The sequence below is a fragment of the Ensifer sp. GW821-FHT05G01 genome, assembly GCF_059419585.1.
In genome coordinates this window covers 85,836-107,462 of record NZ_JBWKSC010000012.1, presented here as the reverse complement: position 1 = coordinate 107,462, position 21,627 = coordinate 85,836, and the positions used below count along the sequence as shown (strand labels likewise).

Annotated in this window: 14 protein-coding genes and 1 tRNA gene; 7 read left to right on the top strand and 8 right to left on the bottom strand. The window is 62.6% G+C overall.

Annotated elements, in window-relative coordinates; genetic code table 11:
• Positions 1 to 78: 78 nt before the first annotated feature.
• Positions 79 to 1,305, top strand: coding sequence for an SGNH/GDSL hydrolase family protein (locus tag AC07UR_RS25605; RefSeq protein ID WP_234941982.1), 1,227 nt, complete (start codon positions 79 to 81; stop codon positions 1,303 to 1,305).
• 156 nt (positions 1,306 to 1,461) lie between these two features.
• On the opposite strand, the gene AC07UR_RS25600 is transcribed toward AC07UR_RS25605, so the two are convergent.
• Both AC07UR_RS25600 and gltB read right to left on the bottom strand, forming a co-directional pair.
• On the bottom strand, positions 1,462 to 2,919 hold the full coding sequence (locus AC07UR_RS25600) for a glutamate synthase subunit beta (RefSeq protein ID WP_209791590.1): 1,458 nt from the start codon (positions 2,917 to 2,919) through the stop codon (positions 1,462 to 1,464).
• Between the two features lie 104 nt (positions 2,920 to 3,023).
• The gene (gene gltB, locus AC07UR_RS25595) at positions 3,024 to 7,748 is read right to left on the bottom strand and encodes a glutamate synthase large subunit (protein ID WP_209791589.1); all 4,725 of its coding nucleotides are present in this window, start codon (positions 7,746 to 7,748) and stop codon (positions 3,024 to 3,026) included.
• A 557-nt stretch (positions 7,749 to 8,305) separates the two neighbouring features.
• On the opposite strand from gltB, the gene AC07UR_RS25590 reads away from it, so the two are divergent.
• Positions 8,306 to 9,352, top strand: coding sequence for a threonine aldolase family protein (locus tag AC07UR_RS25590; protein ID WP_209791588.1), 1,047 nt, complete (start codon positions 8,306 to 8,308; stop codon positions 9,350 to 9,352).
• 25 nt (positions 9,353 to 9,377) lie between these two features.
• On the opposite strand, the gene AC07UR_RS25585 is transcribed toward AC07UR_RS25590, so the two are convergent.
• A complete protein-coding gene (locus AC07UR_RS25585) occupies positions 9,378 to 10,235 on the bottom strand; it encodes a LysR substrate-binding domain-containing protein (protein WP_209791586.1) in 858 nt (285 codons plus the stop codon).
• 96 nt (positions 10,236 to 10,331) lie between these two features.
• On the opposite strand from AC07UR_RS25585, the gene AC07UR_RS25580 reads away from it, so the two are divergent.
• The gene (locus AC07UR_RS25580) at positions 10,332 to 11,321 is read left to right on the top strand and encodes a bile acid:sodium symporter family protein (protein WP_209791584.1); all 990 of its coding nucleotides are present in this window, start codon (positions 10,332 to 10,334) and stop codon (positions 11,319 to 11,321) included.
• 55 nt (positions 11,322 to 11,376) lie between these two features.
• On the opposite strand, the gene AC07UR_RS25575 is transcribed toward AC07UR_RS25580, so the two are convergent.
• Entirely contained in the window at positions 11,377 to 11,838 is a 462-nt protein-coding gene (locus tag AC07UR_RS25575; protein ID WP_077500592.1) for an Hsp20 family protein, read from the bottom strand.
• Between the two features lie 393 nt (positions 11,839 to 12,231).
• Between AC07UR_RS25575 and AC07UR_RS25570 the strand changes: the two genes are divergently transcribed.
• On the top strand, positions 12,232 to 13,197 hold the full coding sequence (locus AC07UR_RS25570) for an alpha/beta fold hydrolase (RefSeq protein ID WP_173423652.1): 966 nt from the start codon (positions 12,232 to 12,234) through the stop codon (positions 13,195 to 13,197).
• 27 nt (positions 13,198 to 13,224) lie between these two features.
• On the opposite strand, the gene hisN is transcribed toward AC07UR_RS25570, so the two are convergent.
• Together hisN and AC07UR_RS25560 are read right to left on the bottom strand one after the other, a co-directional pair.
• Positions 13,225 to 13,998 (bottom strand): histidinol-phosphatase, encoded by a 774-nt coding sequence (gene hisN, locus AC07UR_RS25565; protein WP_209791582.1) that lies wholly within the window; start codon positions 13,996 to 13,998, stop codon positions 13,225 to 13,227.
• 317 nt (positions 13,999 to 14,315) lie between these two features.
• Positions 14,316 to 15,197 carry an N-formylglutamate amidohydrolase gene (locus AC07UR_RS25560; RefSeq protein WP_173423811.1) on the bottom strand — a complete coding sequence of 294 codons (882 nt, stop codon included), beginning with the start codon at positions 15,195 to 15,197 and terminating at the stop codon, positions 14,316 to 14,318.
• A 195-nt stretch (positions 15,198 to 15,392) separates the two neighbouring features.
• On the opposite strand from AC07UR_RS25560, the gene cpdR1 reads away from it, so the two are divergent.
• From cpdR1 to AC07UR_RS25545, 3 genes are all read left to right on the top strand, one after another.
• Positions 15,393 to 15,755 (top strand): response regulator CpdR1, encoded by a 363-nt coding sequence (cpdR1, locus tag AC07UR_RS25555; RefSeq protein WP_025424823.1) that lies wholly within the window; start codon positions 15,393 to 15,395, stop codon positions 15,753 to 15,755.
• 273 nt (positions 15,756 to 16,028) lie between these two features.
• Positions 16,029 to 16,103: transfer RNA gene (locus tag AC07UR_RS25550), tRNA-Val, on the top strand.
• Positions 16,104 to 16,509: 406 nt separating this feature from the next.
• Complete coding sequence (locus tag AC07UR_RS25545; RefSeq protein ID WP_209791575.1) at positions 16,510 to 17,202, top strand: alpha/beta fold hydrolase; 693 nt, start codon at positions 16,510 to 16,512, stop codon at positions 17,200 to 17,202.
• 98 nt (positions 17,203 to 17,300) lie between these two features.
• Here AC07UR_RS25545 and AC07UR_RS25540 read toward each other — a convergent pair whose 3' ends face one another.
• Positions 17,301 to 17,978 carry a peroxiredoxin-like family protein gene (locus tag AC07UR_RS25540; RefSeq protein ID WP_209791573.1) on the bottom strand — a complete coding sequence of 226 codons (678 nt, stop codon included), beginning with the start codon at positions 17,976 to 17,978 and terminating at the stop codon, positions 17,301 to 17,303.
• Positions 17,979 to 18,172: 194 nt separating this feature from the next.
• The gene (locus tag AC07UR_RS25535; RefSeq protein ID WP_209791746.1) at positions 18,173 to 21,451 is read right to left on the bottom strand and encodes an adenylate/guanylate cyclase domain-containing protein; all 3,279 of its coding nucleotides are present in this window, start codon (positions 21,449 to 21,451) and stop codon (positions 18,173 to 18,175) included.
• Between the last annotated feature and the right edge of the window lie 176 nt (positions 21,452 to 21,627).

The following is a 21,627-nucleotide window of genomic DNA, read 5'->3' as shown; positions in this document are numbered from 1 at the left end:
CGGCCTTGTTGTCGCCGTCCGTTCGATGGATGATCAGACATGCAAGCGAAAACCAAGACCCGGACAGTAGGCGGCGGAATGCCCTTCAAGGTCGCGACGATGTTCATCGCCGCGGCCGCAATGCTGTTCGTCGGTTTTGCCGCAAGTTTTGCCGAAGCCCAGGAACGGGTGCAGCGGCGCAACCTCTTCCAGATGCTGTTCGGCGGCTTCACGCGCGAACGACGTGTTATCGACGAGCGGTACGAGTTTCCGCAGCAGCCGCGGCCCAGGCGCGCCCGCCAGAACCAGAGCCAAGGTCAACCACGGCAGAAGGTCCCGGGGCAGCAGAAGGCAAAGCCCGCCATTGCCGATGCGGCTCCCGTGCCGCAGCCGGTTGAAAAGGCGCCGGACGCCAAGAAGGTTCTCGTTGTCGGCGACTTCATGGCCGGCAGCCTCGGCGACGGCCTGAAGACCGCATTCGAAATGACGCCCGGCATCACCATCGAGACGCGTGCGAACGGTTCGTCCGGCCTGGTGCGCGAGGACTATTTCAATTGGCCGGTGACGCTGCCGGCCTATGTGGGTGAGATCAAGCCCGCCGTCATCATTGTCAGCCTCGGCGCCAACGATCGCCAGCAGATGCAGATCGGTAGCACCAAGGAAAAATACCGCACGGATCTTTGGACGGAGGAATACCGCAAGCGCGTCCACGCGCTCGCCGAGCTTGCGCGCAAGGAAAAACTGCCGGTCCTGTGGGTCGGCATGCCGCCGTTCCAGTCAGCCGCGATGACGGCCGACATGGTGACGTTCAACGGCATCTACCGCGAGGAAGTCGAAAAGGTCGGCGGCCAGTTCGTCGATATCTGGGACGGCTTCGTCGATGAGGCCGGAAAATTCGTGCTGACCGGCTCCGACATCAATGGCCAGCAGGTGCGCCTGCGCGGCGCCGACGGCATCAACCTGACGAAAGCAGGCAAACGCAAGCTCGCGTTCTATCTCGAAAAGGACATTCGACGTCTACTCGGAGATGCCGCCGCGACCGACAGGGACGTACCGGGCGCCGACGGACTGAAGGATCTCGTCGTTACCGCACCGCTTGCCAACGAGGACATCGTCAAGACGCAACCAATCGGCCTGACCGATCCGGATCTCGATGGCGCGGCAAGCCTGCTCGGCGACGCCGCCCCCAACAAGGGCACCGGCCGGAGCCCACGCGATCGCCTCGTCGACAAGGGCGATGTGGCTGCAGCGCCTGCCGGCCGCGTCGATGATTTCCGCCTCGCCAAGCCAGGAACAGTCATCAGCAATCCGGTAATCCGGAACTAGGTCTTTCCCACACGGCTGCAAGCGATAGCAGCCGCGCGTCAGATGGAACAGGGAGCGCCTCTTCGCGACGATCCCCACATCGCAAACCACCACCCTGAAAGAAAAAGGGCTCCGCCATGATCCGGCGGAGCCCTTCCTGTTTGCGAAGGCTTGTCTTCAACGCGGCAGGATCGTCGATCCCATCAGCGCCTCATCGATCGCCCGAGCGGCCTGACGGCCCTCGCGGATCGCCCAGACGACGAGCGACTGGCCGCGGCGCACGTCGCCGGCCGTCCAGAACTTGTCGACCGAGGTCTTGTAGTCGCGATCGTTGGCAACGACGTTGGTCGAGCCACGGCGATCCGTGTTGAGCGTCAGCTTGTCGCCGAGATCCTTCAGCACGCTGTCGGTGAACGGGCCGCTGAAGCCGATAGCGATGAAGGCGAGATCGGCCTTGATGATGAACTCCGTGCCGGCAATCGGCTTGCGGCGATCGTCGACCTGGCAGCACTTGACGCCGATGAGGTTGCCGTCCTCGTCGCCGACGAACTCCAGTGTCGCGACCTGGAATTCGCGGATAGCACCCTCGGCCTGGCTGGACGAGGTGCGCATCTTGGTCGCCCAGAACGGCCAGACGGCGAGCTTGTCTTCCTTTTCCGGCGGCTGCGGGCGGATGTCGAGCTGGGTGACCTTGACGGCGCCCTGACGGAACGCGGTACCGACGCAGTCGGATGCTGTATCGCCACCGCCGACGACGACAATGTGCTTGCCGCCGGCGAGGATCGGTGCAGACGGCCAGCCGGTGCTGTCGATGTTCTCGCGGCCGACGCGACGGTTCTGTTGCACGAGATAGGGCATTGCATCATGCACGCCGGCAAATTCGACGCCGGGAATGCCGGCATTGCGCGGCGTCTCTGAGCCGCCGCAATAGAGCACCGCATCATGCCCGTCGATCAGTTGCTCGACGGGCAGGTCGACGCCGATGTTGACGCCGCAATGGAAGGTGACGCCCTCGCCCTTCATCTGCTCGACGCGGCGATCGATGAAGTTCTTCTCCATCTTGAAGTCGGGGATGCCGTAGCGCAAAAGGCCGCCGGGCTTGCTCTCGCGCTCGTAGACGTGAACCTCGTGACCGGCGCGCGCCATCTGCTGGGCAGCTGCCATGCCGGCCGGGCCCGAACCGATGACCGCAACCTTCTTGCCGGTCTTGGTCACGGCCGGCTGCGGCACGATATAGCCCATCTCATAGGCCTTGTCGGCGATCGCCTGCTCGACGGTCTTGATCGCGACCGGCGCATCCTCGAGGTTCAGCGTGCATGCCTCCTCGCACGGCGCAGGGCAGACGCGACCGGTAAATTCGGGGAAGTTGTTGGTCGAGTGCAGGTTGCGGATCGCCTCGTCCCAGTTGCCGTTGTAGACCAGATCGTTCCAGTCGGGGATCTGGTTGTGCACCGGACACCCGGTTGGCCCATGGCAGTAGGGAATGCCGCAGTCCATGCAGCGTGCAGCCTGCTTCTGCACTTCCGGTTCCGACATCGGAATGGTGAATTCGCGGAAATGGCGAATGCGGTCGGACGCCGGCTGGTACTTTGCCACTTGCCGGTCGATCTCGAGAAAACCAGTTACCTTACCCATCGTATCATCCTGATAGCTATGCGTCTGAACAGGCGCTTTAGACAAGCGCGCGTGATGAACCCCCGAACCCTTTTCGGAACCGGGAGCCCTTTTCACCGGGGCCTCTATTCGGCCGCCTCTGCCATTTTCATACGTTCCATGTCCTCGAGCGCACGGCGGTATTCGACCGGCATGACCTTGCGGAATTTCGGCCGGTAGTCTGCCCAATGATCGAGGATCGCCTTTGCCCGGGGCGAGCCCGTGTGGTGCAGGTGATTGGAGATCAGCTGGTAGAGCCGTTCCTCGTCGTGGCGCGTCATGTCGCCGGAGACGTCGACCATGCCCTTGTGCATGATGTCGCCGCCGTGGTGATGCAGCTTCTCGAGCATGTCGTCCTCTTCCGGCACCGGCTGCAGCTCGACCATCGCCATGTTGCAGCGTCGGGCGAAATCGCCCTCCTCGTCGAGCACATAGGCGACGCCGCCGGACATGCCGGCCGCAAAGTTGCGGCCGGTCGTGCCGAGAACGACGACGACACCGCCGGTCATGTATTCGCAGCCGTGGTCACCCACGCCTTCGACGACGGCAACAGCGCCGGAGTTGCGCACGGCGAAGCGTTCGCCGGCGACGCCATTGAAATAGCACTCGCCCGAGATCGCACCGTAAAGCACGGTGTTGCCGACGATGATGGAATCTTCAGGCACGATTTTCGTGTTTTCAGGCGGCCGGACGATGATGCGCCCGCCTGACAGACCCTTGCCGACATAGTCGTTGCCATCGCCCACCAGGTCGAAAGTGATGCCGCGCGCCAGGAATGCGGCGAACGACTGGCCCGCCGTGCCCTTGAGGGTGACGTGGATCGTATCGTCCTTCAGACCCTTGTGGCCCCAGCGCTTGGCAAGTGCGCCCGAAAGCATGGCGCCGGCCGACCGGTCGACGTTCTTGATCTTGGCTTCGAAGGCGACAGGCGCCTTGGTTTCCAGCGCGAGCTTGGCCTTTTCGATCAACGTGCGGTCGAGCACGTCGTCGATCGGATGCTTCTGGCGGCTGGTCCAGTAGGTCTCTTCCTTCGCGGCGTCGACCTTGTGGAAGATCTTCGAGAAATCGAGACCGTTGGCCTTCCAGTGGGCGAGCGCGCCGTCCTTTTCCAACAATTCGGACGCACCGATGATTTCATCGAGCTTGCGCACGCCGAGCAAGGCGAGGATCTCGCGCACTTCTTCTGCAACAAAGAAGAAGTAGTTGATGACGTGCTCGGCCGTGCCCTTGAAGCGCTTGCGCAGCACCGGATCCTGGGTCGCGACACCGACAGGACAGGTGTTGAGGTGGCACTTGCGCATCATGATGCAGCCGGCCGCAATCAGCGGCGCGGTCGCAAAGCCGAACTCGTCGGCACCGAGAAGCGCGCCGATGATGACGTCGCGACCGGTCTTGAGGCCACCATCGACCTGTAGGGCGACGCGCGAGCGAAGGCCGTTCAGCACCAGCGTCTGCTGGGTTTCGGCAAGACCGATTTCCCACGGGCTGCCGGCATGCTTCAAGGAGGTCAGCGGCGATGCGCCGGTGCCGCCGTCGAAGCCGGAGACGGTGATGTGGTCGGCGCGCGCCTTGGCGACACCGGCCGCAACCGTGCCGACGCCCACTTCCGAGACCAGCTTGACCGACACGTCGGCTTCCGGGTTGACGTTCTTCAGGTCGTAGATCAGCTGGGCCAGATCTTCGATCGAGTAGATGTCATGGTGCGGCGGTGGCGAAATCAGGCCGACGCCCGGCGTCGAATGCCGGGTCTTGGCGACGGTCGCATCCACCTTGTGGCCGGGCAGTTGGCCGCCCTCGCCGGGCTTGGCACCCTGGGCCACCTTGATCTGCAACATGTCGGCGTTGACCAGGTACTCGGTGGTCACGCCGAAGCGACCGGACGCGATCTGCTTGATCGCCGAACGCTCCGGGTTCATCGAACCATCGGGCAGCGGCAGGTAGCGATCGCTTTCCTCGCCGCCTTCACCTGTGTTCGACTTGCCGCCGATCCGGTTCATCGCGATGGCGAGCGTCGTGTGCGCCTCGCGGCTGATCGAGCCGAAGGACATGGCACCGGTCGAGAAGCGCTTGACGATGTCGGCGGCCGATTCCACCTCGTCGACGGAGATCGGCTTGCGGCCGGCAGCCTCGGCACTCTTGACCGTGAACAGGCCACGGATGGTGTTCATCCTAAGCGCCGAGGTGTTCACCATCTCGGCGAATTCGCGGTAGCGGTCCTGCGCATTGCCGCGCACGGCATGCTGCAGCGACGCGATCGCATCCGGTGTCCAGGCATGGCTTTCGCCGCGCATGCGGTAGGCGTATTCGCCACCGATATCCAGCGTGTTGGCCAGCACCGGATCGGCACCGAAGGCCGCCTTGTGACGGGCGACAGTCTCAGCTGCAATCTCTTCAAGGCCGATGCCTTCGATCGTCGTTGCCGTTCCGAAGAAGAACTGGTCGACGAGCTTTGACGACAGGCCGACCGCGTCGAAGATCTGCGCGCCGCAATAGGACTGGTAGGTCGAGATGCCCATTTTGGACATGACCTTGAGGATGCCCTTACCGACCGCCTTGATGTAGCGGTAAACCACTTCGCTGCCGTCGACTTCCTTGGGGAAGTCGCCGCGCTTGTGCATTTCGGTCAGCGTGTCGAAGGCGAGGTATGGGTTGATCGCTTCGGCGCCGTAGCCGGCGAGCAGGCAGAAGTGGTGTACCTCGCGCGGCTCGCCGGATTCCAGCACGATACCGACCGAAGTGCGCAGGCCCTTGCGGATCAGGTGGTGGTGTACGGCGGCGGTGGCCAGCAGAGCCGGGATGGCGACGCGGTCCGGACCGACCTGGCGGTCGGAGAGAACGATGATGTTGTAGCCGCCCTTGACCGCTGCTTCCGCCCGCTCGCACAGGCGATCGAGCATCTCCGGCATGCCTTCGGCACCGCGCGAGATGTCATAGGTGAAGTCGAGCGTCTTGGTGTCGAACCGGTCTTCGGTGTGGCCGATCGAGCGGATCTTTTCGAGATCGCCGTTGGTCAGGATCGGCTGGCGCACTTCCAGCCGCTTGGCATGCGCCATGCCGGCATGGTCGAGCAGGTTCGGGCGCGGACCGATGAACGAGACGAGGCTCATCACCAGCTCTTCGCGGATCGGATCGATCGGCGGGTTGGTGACCTGCGCGAAGTTCTGCTTGAAGTAGGTATAGAGCAGCTTGCGCTTGTCCGACATCGCCGAGATCGGCGTGTCCGTTCCCATCGAGCCGACGGCTTCCTGACCGGTGGTCGCCATCGGCGACATCAGGATCTTGGTGTCTTCGAGCGTGTAGCCGAAGGCCTGCTGGCGGTCGATGAGGGAGACGTCGCGACGCAACGCGCGCGGCTCCACCGGCTTCAGTTCTTCCAGGATCAGCTGGGTGTCTTCAAGCCACTTGCTGTAGGGGTGCTTGGTTGCAAGCGAAGACTTCACCTCTTCATCCGAGATGATGCGGCCCTGCTCCATGTCGATGAGCAGCATCTTGCCCGGCTGCAGGCGCCACTTCTTGACGATCTTGCTTTCGTCAACGGGAAGCACGCCGGCTTCAGACGCGAGGATGACGCGATCGTCCGAAGTGACGATGTAGCGGGCCGGACGCAGGCCGTTGCGGTCGAGCGTCGCGCCGATCTGGCGACCGTCGGTGAAGGCAACCGCTGCCGGTCCATCCCACGGTTCCATCAGCGCTGCATGGTATTCGTAGAATGCCTTGCGCTCTGGCGACATCAGCTGGTTGCCGGCCCAGGCTTCCGGGATCAGCATCATCACCGCATGCGAGAGCGAGTAGCCACCCTGCACCAGGAATTCGAGCGCGTTATCGAAACAGGCAGTGTCCGACTGGCCCTCGTAGGAAATCGGCCAGAGCTTGGAGATGTCGTCGCCGAAGAGCGGCGAGGACACGGAAGCCTGACGGGCCGCCATCCAGTTGACGTTGCCGCGCAGCGTGTTGATTTCGCCGTTATGGGCGACCATGCGGTAAGGGTGTGCCAGCTTCCACGACGGGAAGGTGTTGGTCGAGAAACGCTGGTGGACCAAGGCTACGGCCGACTGGAAGCGCTCGTCCTCCAGATCCTTGTAGTAGGCGCCGACCTGATAGGCCAGGAACATGCCCTTGTAGACGACGGTCTGGGTCGACAGCGACACGACGTAGAAGCCAAGATCGCCACCTTCCGCCTCCGCATAGATGCGGTTGGAGATCACCTTGCGCAGCGTGAACAGGCGGCGCTCGAACTCGGCATTGGTGGCGGCGTCACGGCCGGCACCAATAAACACCTGGACATGATGCGGTTCGGTCGCGGCGATGTCGGGTGCCTTTGACAGCGACGAATTGTCGACCGGCACGTCGCGGAAGCCGAGCACGTGCTGGCCTTCCTCGGCGACGACTTCGTTGATCACGTCCTTGAAGTGGGCGATCAGCTTCTCGTCGCGCGGCATGAAGAGGTAGCCGACGCCGTATTCGCCGGCCTTCGGCAGGGTCACGCCCTGCTTGGCCATTTCCTCGCGGAAGAAGCGGTCGGGGATCTGCACCAGGATGCCGGCGCCATCACCCATCAGCGGGTCGGCACCGACGGCACCGCGGTGCGTCAGGTTTTCGAGCATGAAGAGGCCATCACGCACGATCTGGTGCGACTTCTCGCCCTTCAGATGCGCGACGAAGCCGACGCCGCAGGCATCGTGTTCATTGCGCGGATCATAGAGACCTTGTTTTCGCGGCAGGCCAGACGGGAAAACGGGCGTTTTTTCAGCCGTCGCAACAGTGTGTGCGAGGTTGAGCCCAGATTGCTGTGATGGCGTGTGATCCGTCATCGTCTTCCCTCCTGTTGAACCCGGCACGTCCCGGGCATACCTGCGCCCGCGCATGGCTCTCCGTCGCACGCATTCGCATGCCGCAAAGCCGGGGCATTCATCGTCTCATGATCCTGATCAGGTCGCAAATAATGCACGGCATCATCAGGCATTGATGTCAGTGACCATCCTGATGGCAGGCGATAACAACCGGATGAAATCCGGCGGATTTGCCTACGCCATACGCCGAATGCCGATTTTTTGGGCACTTGCGGCGATTGTTCCGGTCCCTAGACCGAAATAGGACAGTCTTGCTGTCCTATTTCATGCGCTCTATGCCAGAAACCGCCCCCCTCCGCAAGGGGCATATGAGCAATTATTGGAAGAGATTTTGCCGAACATTGCCGAAAGTTTCCAGGTTTTATAATTTAATTACGACAAACCGGCGTTTTCTTCATTTTGGTTTCAAACTGGTATTCTGTTGGCCTCTTCCGCAGAGACCGTGATTGATCCGGTCGGGAAGTGGGTTATGGTCGCCCGAACGACGCCGACACGCCCGTAAAACAGGACGACATGTGATGATTTTTTCCTCTGACAACTGGGCTGGAGCCCACCCGGCCATCGCCCAGAGCCTCGTGACCCATGCCAGCGGCTATGCCTCCGCCTATGGCACCAGTGAGCTCGACCGGAAGGTGGAGAAAAGACTGTCCGACGTTTTCGAGCGCGATGTCGCCGTTTTCTTTGTCGGCACGGGAACAGCCGCCAATTCGCTGGCGCTTGCCAGCGCGAGCCGCGCCGGCGGCGTCGCGTTCTGCCACCGGGAAGCCCATGTGACCGCCGACGAATGCGGCGCTCCGGAATTTTTCACCCATGGTTCGCGGCTGAAGCCGGTCGACGGCAAACATGGCAAGATGGACGCAACGCGCCTCGAAGCGGAGATCCGTCGCTATCCGCTCGACAATGTCCATGGTGGTCAGCCGATGGCGGTGACGCTAACGCAGGCGACTGAAAGCGGTACCGTTTACGCGCTCGAAGAGATCGAGGCGATCGCAGCTGTCGCCAAGGCGCACAAGTTGCCATTGCACATGGACGGCGCGCGCTTTGCCAATGCGCTGGTCAGCCTCGAGGCGACGCCGGCTGAAATGACCTGGAAGCGTGGCGTCGATCTCGTTTCCTTCGGTGGCACGAAAAACGGCTGCTGGTGTGCAGAGGCGCTCATCCTCTTCGATCTTTCCAAGGCGCACGAGATGCACTTCCTGCGCAAGCGCTCGGCCCAGCTGTTCTCGAAATCCCGCTTCGTCTCTGCCCAGTTCGATGCCTATCTCGAAGGCGACCTCTGGCTCGACCTCGCCCGGCATTCCAACGCGATGGCCCGCCGTCTTGCAGATGGCATCGCCGCCTCGCGAACGAGCCGGCTTGGTTGGCCGGTCGACGCCAACGAGGTCTTCGTCATTCTGAAAAGCGACGTGGCGGCAAAGCTGCGCGAACAGGGCGCGGTCTTCTACGATTGGCCCGTTCCGCATGATCTTGCCGGAAGCCTTGAAGCCGACGAAGGCCTTTACCGCCTGGTGACGAGCTTTGCCACGAAAGCAGAGGACGTCGATCGCTTCGTCGCCGCCTGCTGAGGCGGATCAGCCCGAAGGGCCGGGCTCAAGCCTGGCCCTGCAGCGTCCGTACCTTCGAAAGGATCTCGGTCGAGAGCGCCGCCAGCAGTTTCTGGTCGGCGCCCTTGCTCGGGACCAGCACGAACTCGACATCTTCGAGCGGCGGCAGGGTGCCGGCAGGCAATTCCCTGAGACCCTGAGGCGCCATGCTGCGCGGCTGGACGAGCACGCCCATGCCGGCTTGCGCTGCGGCCGTCAGCCCGCTGAGGCTGCCGCAGGTACAGACGATCCGCCACGGCAGCCGATGCCGGTCGAGCACTTCGAGCGCCACGCTGCGCGTGATGCTCGGCGGCGGGAAAGCAATCAGCGGCAAGACGCGGTCGCGCTTGATGCGCTCTGGATCGCGCGCCAGCCACACGAGCGGCTCGCGATAGACCAGCTCGCCGCGCGGATCGCCGAGCCGGCGCTTCGCCAGCACCAGGTCGATCTCGCCGCCATCCTGCATCTGGTAGAGCACGCCACTCAGCGCCACCGTCAATTCCAGCTCCACCGACGGATGCGCGCGCACGAAATCCTCAAGCACGCCCGGCAGCCGGCTGGTGACGAAATCCTCCGAGACACCCAGCCTCAAGCGACCGCGAAGGCTGCTTTCGGCAAACAGCGCCTTGACCTCGTCGTCGATCGCCAGCATCGAACGCGCATGGGCAAGGAGAGCCTGGCCGTCGGTGGTCAAGGACACCCGATGCGTATCGCGGGCAACGAGCTTGCGCCCGACGGCCGCCTCAAGCCGTTGAATATGCTGGCTGACCGTCGATTGCCCGAGTGTCAGCTTCTCCGCGGCAAGGGTGAAGCTGCCCATCTGTTCGAGCGCGACGAAGCTGCGCAGTTGCACGAGATCGAGCATCCATTATCCACTTTCACGATAACTGTTATTCCTTGCATCCTGCTTCATAATGACATTTCTCGGCAAGATGTTTTCTCAATCGAGCCAGTGACAGACATGCGCCGCTATCTTCCCGACACGTTCACCCTGCTCCTGCTTCTCACCGTGCTGCTGGCATCCGTGCTGCCGATCCAGGGCGACGCGACCGCCTGGTTCGCGATCGCGACCAAGGTAGCGGTCGGCCTGGTGTTCTTCCTGCACGGCGCGCGGCTGTCGCGTGACGTCGTCATCGCCGGTTTTCTTCATTGGCGGCTGCATCTGGCGATCCTGGCATCGACCTTCGTGCTCTTCCCGCTGATCGGTCTTGCCGTCGGCTTCGTACCGTCGTCGGTTCTGCCGCCGGCGCTTTACACCGGCATCCTGTTTCTCTGCGTGCTGCCCTCGACGGTGCAGTCGTCAATCGCCTTCACCTCGGTTGCCGGCGGCAATGTTCCGGCGGCAATCTGCTCTGCGTCCGCCTCCAATATCTTCGGCATGTTCCTGACGCCGCTGCTGGTCGGCCTGTTGTTTTCCGCCGGCGGCCATGGCGGCGTGTCGCTGGATGCGCTGGAGCAGATCCTCCTGCAACTGCTGGCGCCGTTCATTGCCGGCCAATTGCTGCAGCCCTGGATCGGCGGCTGGATCCGGGCACGCAAGGGCCTGCTTGCGCCCGTCGACCGCGGTTCGATCCTGATGGTCGTCTATCTCGCCTTCAGCCAGGCGGTCACTTCGGGCCTGTGGCAGACCTTTTCGCTCACCGATCTCGGCGTGCTTGTCGCGATCGAGGTCGTCATGCTGGCAGCGGTGCTTGCGGTCACCATGTTCGGCAGCCGTCTCCTCGGCTTCAACCGGGCCGACGAGATCGCCATTACCTTCTGCGGCTCGAAGAAGAGCCTTGCGAGCGGCATCCCGATGGCGAGCGCCATCTTTGCCGGCCAGAACATCGGCGCGATCGTGCTGCCGGTCATGCTCTTCCACCAGATCCAGCTGATGGCCTGCGCCGTGATCGCCCAGCGCTATGCCGCCCGCAAAGAGCCGGATGCAATCGCTGAACCCGCCAGGACATAACGAAAAAAGCGGCGTCCTTTCGGGCGCCGCCTATTTGAAGCTTGGGAGGTAGGGATTAGAGGCTTTGAGCCTCGATCTGCTTCGGCTGCGAGGCGACCGACGTAATGTCGATCCGGCGCGGCTTGGCTGCTTCCGGGATCTCGCGGGTGAGGTCGATGTGCAGCAGGCCGTTCTTCAGCGAAGCGGACTTGATCTCCACATGGTCGGCAAGCTGGAAGCGACGCTCGAAGGCGCGCTTGGCAATGCCGCGATGCAGAAACTGGTTTTCTTCCGCCTTTTCCTCGCTCTTTTCGCCCTTGATCGTCAGCGTGTGTTCACGCGCTTCGATCGACAGTTCGGTTTCGTCGAAGCCGGCAACCGCCATGGTGATGCGGTAGGCGTTTTCGCCGGTACGCTCGATGTTGTAGGGCGGATAGGTCTGGGCCTGGTCAGGCTGGCCGAGGCTGTCGAGCATCGTAAAGAGGCGGTCGAAACCGACGGTGGAGCGATAGAGGGGGGAAAAATCAACGTGACGCATGGTGTCCTCCTGGGAGCAACTGTTTGCGATATCTGGTCTGCCACCCCATCCAGGCAGCGGCGCGACCGGTGAACGGACCCGTTATCGGCGTCCGTGAGCAGAACATGGGAATGCGATTTCGCCAGTTCAAGGCATGCCACCTCAAGATTCTTGTCGGTGAACGGCGCATGAATGCACGGTTCGGCCGCGGTTCAGATCATCAGGGTTAGAACAACCACACTGGGAGGAAATCTCCTGGGGCTGAAGAGACATGTCCCTTCTCCTTCAGCGGCCGGAAACGGTGATCGTCCGGATTTCACCCACCGTTTCCGGCTTTTTTCTTTGACGGCGCCAAGCCCGCCGCCTATCCCTGATGCCTAGGATCAACGCGCCTTCACCCTGGTTTCGTCCGTCATGACCACAATCCTCCACTCCACACCTGACAATCCGATACCGGACAATCCCGTGGCAGGCTTCTTCGATGGAGCCGGTGGCCGCAAGATCCGTTATGCGATCTTCAAGACCAAAACGCCGATTGCGCGTGGCACCGTGGTGTTGCTGCAGGGCCGCAACGAATCGATCGAGAAGTATTTCGAGACCATCGCCGAGCTCAACGCTGCCGGCCTGTGGGTCGCCACCTTCGACTGGCGCGGCCAGGCGGGCTCCGAGCGGCTTCTGCCCGAGCCCGGGCGCGGCCACGTCGAACACTTTTCCGATTACGAGCGCGATCTGACCACCTTCCTCGAGCAGATCGTGCTGCCGGACACCCGACTTCCCTTTTCGATCGTCGCCCATTCCATGGGCGCACTGGTCGCCTTGTCCCTCGCCCCGATGCTTTCGAGCCGCATCGATCGCCTGGTGGTGCTCGCCCCCTTTGTCGGCCTCGGTGGCCAGGTGATCGGCGAACGCAGCATCGCGAGCATGGCAACGGTAATGCGCTGGCTCGGCCTCGGACGTCTGCCGCTGCACGCCGACAAGGGCAACCGCCCCTTTGAAAACAATGTACTGACGGCCGATCGCCGCCGCTTTGCGCGCAATCTTGCTCTGACCGATGCCTATCCGGAATTGCGGCTTGGGCCGCCATCGGCGCGCTGGCTGACCGAAGCCTTTCGCGCGGTGCGGCGTGTCACGCGCCGCGAACATCTGACCCGCATCACCCTGCCGACGATTATCCTGGCGCCGACGGCCGATCGGCTGGTGCCGCATATCGCCGTCGAGTGGCTGGCACGCAATTTTCGCGCCGCCCACATGATCCCGATCGACGGTGCGCGCCACGAACTGCTACACGAAGCGGATCGCTATCGCGCCCAGGCGATGGCGGCCATTCTTGCGTTCATCATTCCCGATGAAGACGACGAGGACGAAGGCGAAGCGGCCTGAGAAGGGTCACGCCTACCTGCGCTGATATCAGCCCTTGAGGATTTCCAGTGCCTGCGCATGCAGCGCAGCGCTGCCGGCAGCGACGACTTCGCCGCCCATCTCCGCCGGTCCGCCCTGCCAGTTGGTGACGATGCCGCCAGCCTGCTCGATCAGTGGGATCAGGCCACCGACGTCATAGGGCTTGAGCCCGCACTCGATCACCAGGTCGACATGGCCGGCCGCCAGCAACGCAAAGGCGTAACAATCACAGCCGTAGCGGAACAGCCGCACCTTGTCCTGCAGCGCCTCGAAGCGGGTCTTGTTGTCGCCGGTGTAGAGATGCGGCGAGGTCGTGAACAGCACCGCATCGGACAGCGCGTCGCAGGCGCGGGTCGACAGCACCTTGTCGCCATCGGGGCCGCGATAGAGCGCCTTCGTGCCATCGGCAAAGAAGCGCTCGCCGGTGAACGGCTGGTCCATCAGGCCCATCACCGCATCGCCGTTGCGATAAAGTCCGACCAGCGTGCCCCAGACCGGAAGGCCGGAGATGAAAGCGCGCGTACCGTCGATCGGGTCGATCACCCAGACATATTCGCGATCAAGGCCGACATTGCCATGCTCCTCGCCGAGAATGCCGTGATCGGGGAAATTCTGCTCGATCAGCACCCGGATCGCCGCTTCAGCCGATTGGTCCGCTTCCGTCACCGGATCGAAACCGCCCTCGATCTTGTTGACGACGCTCGTACCGATGCGAAAGCGCGGCAAGGTTTCCGCCTTGGCGGCATCGGCGAGACGGTCGAAAAAGGAGCGGTCGGGCAGCATGGCACTCTCTTTTGGGGAAGGAAGCAGGAAGGTCCGATCTGCATAGCCGAAATTTGCAGAAAGGCAAAGGCAGGCAGCCCGCTGCTGGCGATCGATGACGGTGTGCCGCGCCAGTGGCTTCAGTGCATTCGAAGCGGTGAAATTCCTTTGATGCACTGCAAAAGTTTTCAGTCGCTCAACTTGACAATTGTGCAGTGCAATATTAGGGTTTTCATGCAGTCACTCGTGACTGTAAATACCCTCCTTGGGTGTTTCCTCCCTAGACTTAACCGCGCCATTGGCGCGGTTCTTTTTGAGGTCTGGCAGGAAACCGGCGATTACTCCGCTGCAAGCGGCAGATAGGCGCCATAGTCCTCGACATGGCGCGCGAGCGAGGCGATGAAGCTGGTGAGGTCGTCGACCAGCGCCCCGAAACCAGGCTTCCTGACCAGCGTCGTCTCATCGACATAGAGCCCGCGATTGATCTCGATCTGCAGCGCATGCAGGCCCCGGCTCGGCCGGCCGTAGTGTTCGGTGATGAAGCCGCCGGCATAGGGCTTGTTGCGTGCAACGGTATAGCCGAACTCCTGCAAGAGATCGACGGCTATCCTCGACAGCTCCGCCGCCGCACTGGTGCCGTAGCGGTCGCCGATGATGAAATCCGGCCGCTGGGCGCTACCGGGCAGATGCACGTTGCCCGGCATCGAATGGCAATCGATCAGAACCGACATTCCGAATTGCACGTGCGTGCGCGCAATCAGCTTGCGCAAGGTGGCATGGTACGGTTTGTATATCGTCTCGATCCGCGTCAGCGCCTCTTCGACGGGAAAACGGCCGCGGTAGATTTCCATGTTCTCGGCTACCAGCCGCGGCACGGTTCCAAGGCCGCCCGCCACCCGCATCGAGCTGATATTGGCGTGCGGCGGCACCGGGCCGTCGAACATGCGCGGGTCGAGTTCGTAAGGCTCGCGATTGACGTCGAGGAAGGCGCGCGGGAAATGCGCCAAAAGCATCGGCGCGCCGAGGAACGTCGCATTCTGGAACAGCTCGTCGACGTAGTGATCTTCGGACCTACGGATTGCCAGCGCATCGAGGCGCGACTGATCGAGAAAGGCCTGTGGATAAGATCGACCGCTGTGCGGCGAGTTGAATACGAAGGGAATCCGCTGGCTTGCAGGTTCCAGAACCTCAAACAGCTCCCTCTCCGTCATCTCCCCCATCGGAACCCTTTTTACCATGTGCGGTTCTTGCTGTTGTCATCATGTTGCCAGTTGGCCGGCTCTGTGTCCATAGTGCGCCCACTCCGGTTTCTCGGGAGTTGACGCGCCGCGTTCACGAGATATTTACCCCGTTGCGGCTTGGATAGAACGCCGCAATCCATCCGCAATGAATAAACAGAAGCAACGGCCGAGTTCATGACTGTGAAAATCCTTCTTGCCGAAGACGACAACGATATGCGCCGCTTCCTTGTGAAGGCGCTCGAAAAGGCTGGCTACAAGGTCATGTCCTATGACAACGGCGCCAGCGCCTACGATCGCCTTCGCGAAGAGCCCTTCTCGCTTCTCCTGACCGACATCGTCATGCCGGAGATGGACGGCATCGAGCTTGCCCGCCGGGCGACCGAGCTCGATCCGGATCTCAAGGTGATGTTCATCACCGGCTTTGCCGCCGTCGCGCTCAATCCGGATTCGAAGGCTCCGAAGGACGCCAAGGTCCTGTCGAAGCCGTTCCACCTCCGCGACCTCGTCGACGAGGTCAACAAGATGCTGGCCGCCTGAGGCCAGACATTTTTCCACAGCCGCCGCCTCCGTCCGCACCAGTTCAAGACGGTTCAGCGCGGATTTCAGATTGACCGCCGCGATCCACAGGGATCTTCGGCGGTCTTTTCATTTCAGTGACTTACGCGCAAAGCCCGGAAATCCGGGGCTTCCCGCCGGCGGCCAAAGGCTGCGGATAGCGGCGGAAAACGCCCTGCAAAATTTCTGTCAAAAAACCTGCAAAAACCCTATTGACGCGACAGCGGGTTCTATGGTCTATGCGCCTCATCGGATGGGCGTGTAGCTCAGCGGGAGAGCACTACGTTGACATCGTAGGGGTCACAGGTTCAATCCCTGTCACGCCCACCATCCTTTACTCAGGCGAACGTCCCCATCGCCTGCCCCTTCTCAGAGACAACAAAACAGATGCAGGCTCGGCAAACGGCTGCGCCGCGCATATTGGTTTTATGTCCGTCCATCCCCCAACACAGAACTGCCCCCGGTAGACGCCGCCATCCGCACATATGGGCGCCACAGCAAGGCTGCCTGCCGTGACCGCATCTTCGCGCAAAGGGGCCACGCGACGTTAATGCCGCCATCGACCTCACCGCGACCAGCATAGCGAATCGTCGGCGTGCGCATGGACCGACCAACCGCGCCGCCCTACCTTGCTCTTTCGGCCTGAACGCAGCCGCCAGACATCGGCCATGCGTCATGTCGACGGCAAAGGAGCCAGGATTAGAGAGCCTCCCCACGGGAAAGAAGGGAACGGACAATGCCAGCCATCAAGAACATCGTGCTCGTCCATGGCGCCTGGGGTGACGCCTCGCATTGGCGCCACGTGATACCGCCGCTGCATGCCAAGGGCTACAAGATCGCCGCGGTCCAGAACCCGCTGACGTCGCTTGCCGACGATGTCGACCGGACATCGAGGCTGGTGACAGCGCAAGACGGGCCGACATTGCTGGTCGGCCATTCCTACGGAGGTGCGGTGATCACTGGCGCCGGCCACGCGCCGAATGTCGCCGGTCTCGTCTATATCGCCGCTTTCGCGCCCGATGAAGGCGACAGTCTCGGCAGCATCTTCGCCCGCCGCGACGCGCCTTCCGGCGCCGGCAGCATCCGGCCGGACAAAGATGGTTTCCTCTGGCTCGATCAGGCGACGTTCCGCCAGAGTTTCGGTCAGGATCTCGGCGAGACCGAAGCGTTGGTCATGGCCGTGGCGCAGAAGCCGATTGCCGGGCGCTGTTTCGAAGACAAGTCCGGCCCGCCGGCCTGGAAGGTGAAGCCCAGCTGGTACCAGGTCTCGAGCCGCGACAACATGATACCGCCGGAAACGGAAGCGTGGATGGCCGAGCGCATCAAGGCGAAAAAGACGATCACGCTCGACGCGAGCCACGCATCGCTGGCTTCGCACGCCCCGGAGATCGTCGCACTGATCGAGGAGGCGGTTGCCTCCCTCGCCTGACGTCAGTCCTGACGCAACCGACGGCCCCGGAAGACATTCCTCCTCCGGGGCCAGATTGTTTTAAATGGATGAACGGCCGAGGAGCAAATCGGCCGTCGTCAATGGGCGACGTTCGAGGCGGCCGACATCAGCTCCTCGCGGCGCGGCATGCCGAACATGTTGTGCCCGTCGGCCGTGGCCTCGGTAAAGCTCCAGCGCACGATGCCATCCCGGTCGAGCAGGAACTCGCCGACGAGCTGACCCTCGCCGGCGGCGATCATACGCTCGTCGTCCTGCATGATTTGATAGCCGTCCGCCTTGTCGAGATAGGACGAGGCTGCCCAGGGATCCATCGCGGTCGGCAACTCGCCGGGCATATCGATCAGCATCGCCATGGCGGTTTTCTTGGCGAGCTTGTGGGGCCATTCGTCCTCATCCTCGGTGAACTGAAGATTGGGCAAGCCGAACGCGCGATGCGAAACCCGCTCCGGATCGGAAGCCGCCAGCAGATTCGGCAACGGATGGTAGCGGAAATAGAGCCGTGCCCGATCGATCGGCGTATTGACGACTGTCAGGCTCTCGATGCCTTTTTCGCGCAACGCCCCATCGAGCTGCGCCATCGCAGCGATCTGCCGCCGGCAGAAAGGGCAATGCAGACCACGGAACAGGCCGACCAGGACCGGCTTGCGTCCGCGAAAATCGTCGATGGAAATCTGGCCGTCCTGGGTGATGGCGTCAAGGACCACGTTCGGCGCCCGATCGCCCGGCTGTAGCGGTCCATTGTGGTGTTCAATCATGATCTCTTCTCCTCGTACCGATCGTGGGTTGCGGAGATGCGGGGCGGACGTGTCGAACGCTGGGACGAACGCGCCGTCGCGTCTGACGCAGAACCGATTTGGCGACACAAATTTGCATTTCGGACAGCCATTGGCGCCCGATCCTGCAATCCGGATCGTCTTACTTGCCTTCGATGGACCTGCCCTGCAGCGCCCTAGTCGAGAAACGGCAGTATCATCAGCGCTTCGGGATCGAGACCGTGCCGTGTGCATATGTCACGAGCCGAAGCAAAGTGCCTTTCCGCACCCTCGAGGTCACCCGCATCAAGGCAGAGTGTCGCCAAGCCATCATAGCACGGAAACAACAGCTGCGCCTCTCGCGTTTCGAACGCCAGTTCGAGAGCCTCCTCGTAGAGACGCCGCGCGACATCAGGACGCCCGTGGCACTGGTCGATCTGTCCCAGCACCAGCAACGACACCGGCAGATGGTCGCGCTGATCGAGCTCGCGGTCGATCGCGATCGCCCGTTCGGCAGCAGGAATGCCGTCGGCCGCACAGCGATCGGTGAAGGTGCAATAGGCGACGGCCAAATTGGAAAGCAGCCGCGCCTGGAAGCCAAGGTCGCCGATACGGTGCGCCATGTCGAAGCCGAACTTGCAGACCTCGATGGCCCTGCGCGGCTCGATGATCGTGTAGAGAACGGCAAGATTGGTATAGCCGCGGCAGGCCGCATTGAGCAGATCGGCAGCCTCCGCGACGGCGACGCTGCGTTCGATCGTTGCGATCGCCTCGGAGCCGCGGTTGAGGCGCGCCAGCGCCACGCCCTTGGTATTGAGGGCTTCTGCGGTCACCCGGTCCACTTCGCGTCGCGCCTGCAGAGCTTGCGGCATCAGCCCGCCGACGCGCTTCAAGGCGTCGTCGGCCCAGACGATCGCGTCGGCATAGCTGCCCATGCGAAAGGCAAGGTGGCCCCGCTCCTGGGAGAGATGGGCGCTTTCGATCGGCGCATCCGCGTCTTGCAGAAGTTGGGCCGCGTTGGCGAACGCCGCCAGCGCCTCGTCGCGTCGGGCTGCCTCCCACAACAGATGTCCGAACTTGCGCTGGATGCGGGCCGCGGAGATCCGATCGTCGGTGGCGCGATAGACGTCGAGGAGGGACGCGTAGTGCCCCGCAGCCGTATCGCGCTGCCCCGAAGGCCCGAGCAGGTCGGCAACCCGCTCGCGGGCGGCAAGCCATTCGCCCCCCTCCTCGCCAGCCTCCGCCCAGGCGGCCATCGCCTGTTTGTAGAACCGTATGGCATCGTCGTTCGCATAGATCGCCTGCGCACGTTCTCCCGCCGCCATGAGATAGCGTGCGCCTTTCGATTTATCCTCCGACTGGCTGAAGTGGTGGCCAAGCAGCGCCATTTCCTCCAGTCTCGTGGTCTGCGCTCCATAGCGGCGCTCGAGCCGGTCGGCGACGACGGCGTGTATCTCTGCACGCCGTCGTAGAAGCAGGTTGTTGTAGACCACCTCCTGCAACAGCGTCTGGGTGAAGCGATAGGTCTGCGCGCCCTGCAGGCGGCCCTCTCGCGTCTCCTCGATAATCTCGGCATCGCACAGGATATCCAGCGCGGCATCAATCGTGGGTTCGTCGCCGGCGACGACCCGCAGCAATTCGACATCGAACCGTGGGCCGATGACCGCCGCATGATGAAGCAGCCTGCGCGACTGCGGCTGCAGCCGGTCGACCCTGCCGAGCAACATGGCTTCGATGGTGACAGGAATGTCGACGGTCGCCTCGCGCTCCACCACGCGCCAGGCGGCGCCGAAATGCTTGAGAGCATCGACTTCGATTAGGCCCCGCACGATTTCTTCGATGAACAGCGGGTTCCCGCCGGCGCGCGCCAGAATGCGGCCTGCCAACCCCCGGTGCAGGCCATCGGCACCGAAAAAGGCGGACAACAGCCTGTGCCCTTCGGCATCGGTGAGCGGCGCGAGCCTCAACGCCGTCAGGCTCGTTCGGCCAGGTCTCAGCCGGTCGACCGCCGTCTCGGGACGCTCCGTTGTCAGCATCATCAATGGACCGCCCTCCATCCGATCGAGGATAAAGGCGATGGCATCGAGGGACGCCGCATCGGCCCAATGCAGATCCTCGATCACCAGCAGCAGCGGCGTTCGCGACAGGCGTCGCTCGAAGATGGCGCGCACCGCTGCAAAGAGCTGGCGACGCATCTGTTCCGGCTCGACATGGCGCAAGCTTTCGTCCTGCGTCCCCATTCCCAGGATGCGCAGGAAGAGCGGCAGAAGCTGTTCCAGTTTTTCGGGCGCAAAGCCGATCTCGGCCAGCCCCGCTGTCAGCAACTCGGTGGTGCGTTCCAGGGTATCAAGGGTCGAGATGCCATAGGCGCCGCGCAACACAGATGCCAGGACGCCGTAGGAAGGCTCTCCAAGCGGAGATGAGCTTGCCCTGCGAACGACGACATGCCCGAAGCGCGGGTCGACGGCGACCAGCCCAAGAAATGTATGGACGAGCCGCGATTTTCCCATCCCTGCCTCGCCGGACAGCCGCACCAGTTGCGCCGCCCCGTCACAGGCAAGCTCCAGGCAATCGAGCAGCCGCTTCATTTCCGCGTCGCGCCCGACCAGCGGTGCAGTCAGGCCCAACGCCTCCAGGCCGCGGGCGGCACCAGGGGCGTCAAGAACCTTTATCAGCCGGTAGACCTCGACAATGCCGGCCTTGCCGCGCAACGCGGTTGCACCCAGTGCCTCATAGGCGAAGGCATGCCGGGTCACGCGATAGGTGACGGGGCCGACGAGAATCTCGCCGGGTCCCGCCATGGACTGCAGGCGCTGGGCGGTGTTCACGGCATCACCCGTGACCGAATAGGATTTGCTGTCTCCCGCTCCCAGGGCACCGGCGACAACGGTGCCGGTATTCAAGCCGATGTGCAGGTTCACCGGCGCGCCGATGCGATCCTCCCAGCGTTCACCGATCAGGTTTGCTCGCGCAATCATGTCGATCGCAGCGCGAAGGGCGCGCTCGGCATCGTCCTCATGCGCCACCGGGGCGCCAAAAAGCGCCAGCAAGGCATCGCCGATGAATTTGTCGACGAAGCCGCCATAGGTTTCGACCGCTTCGGTCAACTCCACAAAAAGTTCATTTTGAAAGGTTTGCAGGATCTCCGGATCCATATGCTCGCCAAGGCCGGTGAAACCGCACAAATCGGCAAAAAGGATGGTCGCAGTGCGACGGTCGGCATTTTCGTTGTCGCTCGATACCGTTGGGGATTGACCCCGTGCCGCCCTCGGCAGGGGCATGACGGCAACCTGTCCCGAAACCAGGACCTTGACGGCCACCGGCTTGTCCAACGGTGTCCCGCAATTCGGGCAGAAGGCGAAACCGGGCAGGCAGTCTGCACCGCAGCCCGGACACGGGCTCTGCTGTCTGGCCCCGCAGCTCGGGCAAAACGAAAAACGCCCCTCGATGTTACAACCGCACTCGTGACACTTCATCAATAGCGAACCTTCGAAGAGGCCCCGCGCCACATGCTATCCAGAGCCATTTGCACACAGTCAACGCAAAACAATGAACCCGCGGGCGCGGGTTTGCAAGCAATCGCTAACATGAAGATGTCAAGGTCTGACAGGATCCGAACAGGACGCGCCATGGCGCTGTTCGGCACTCATCC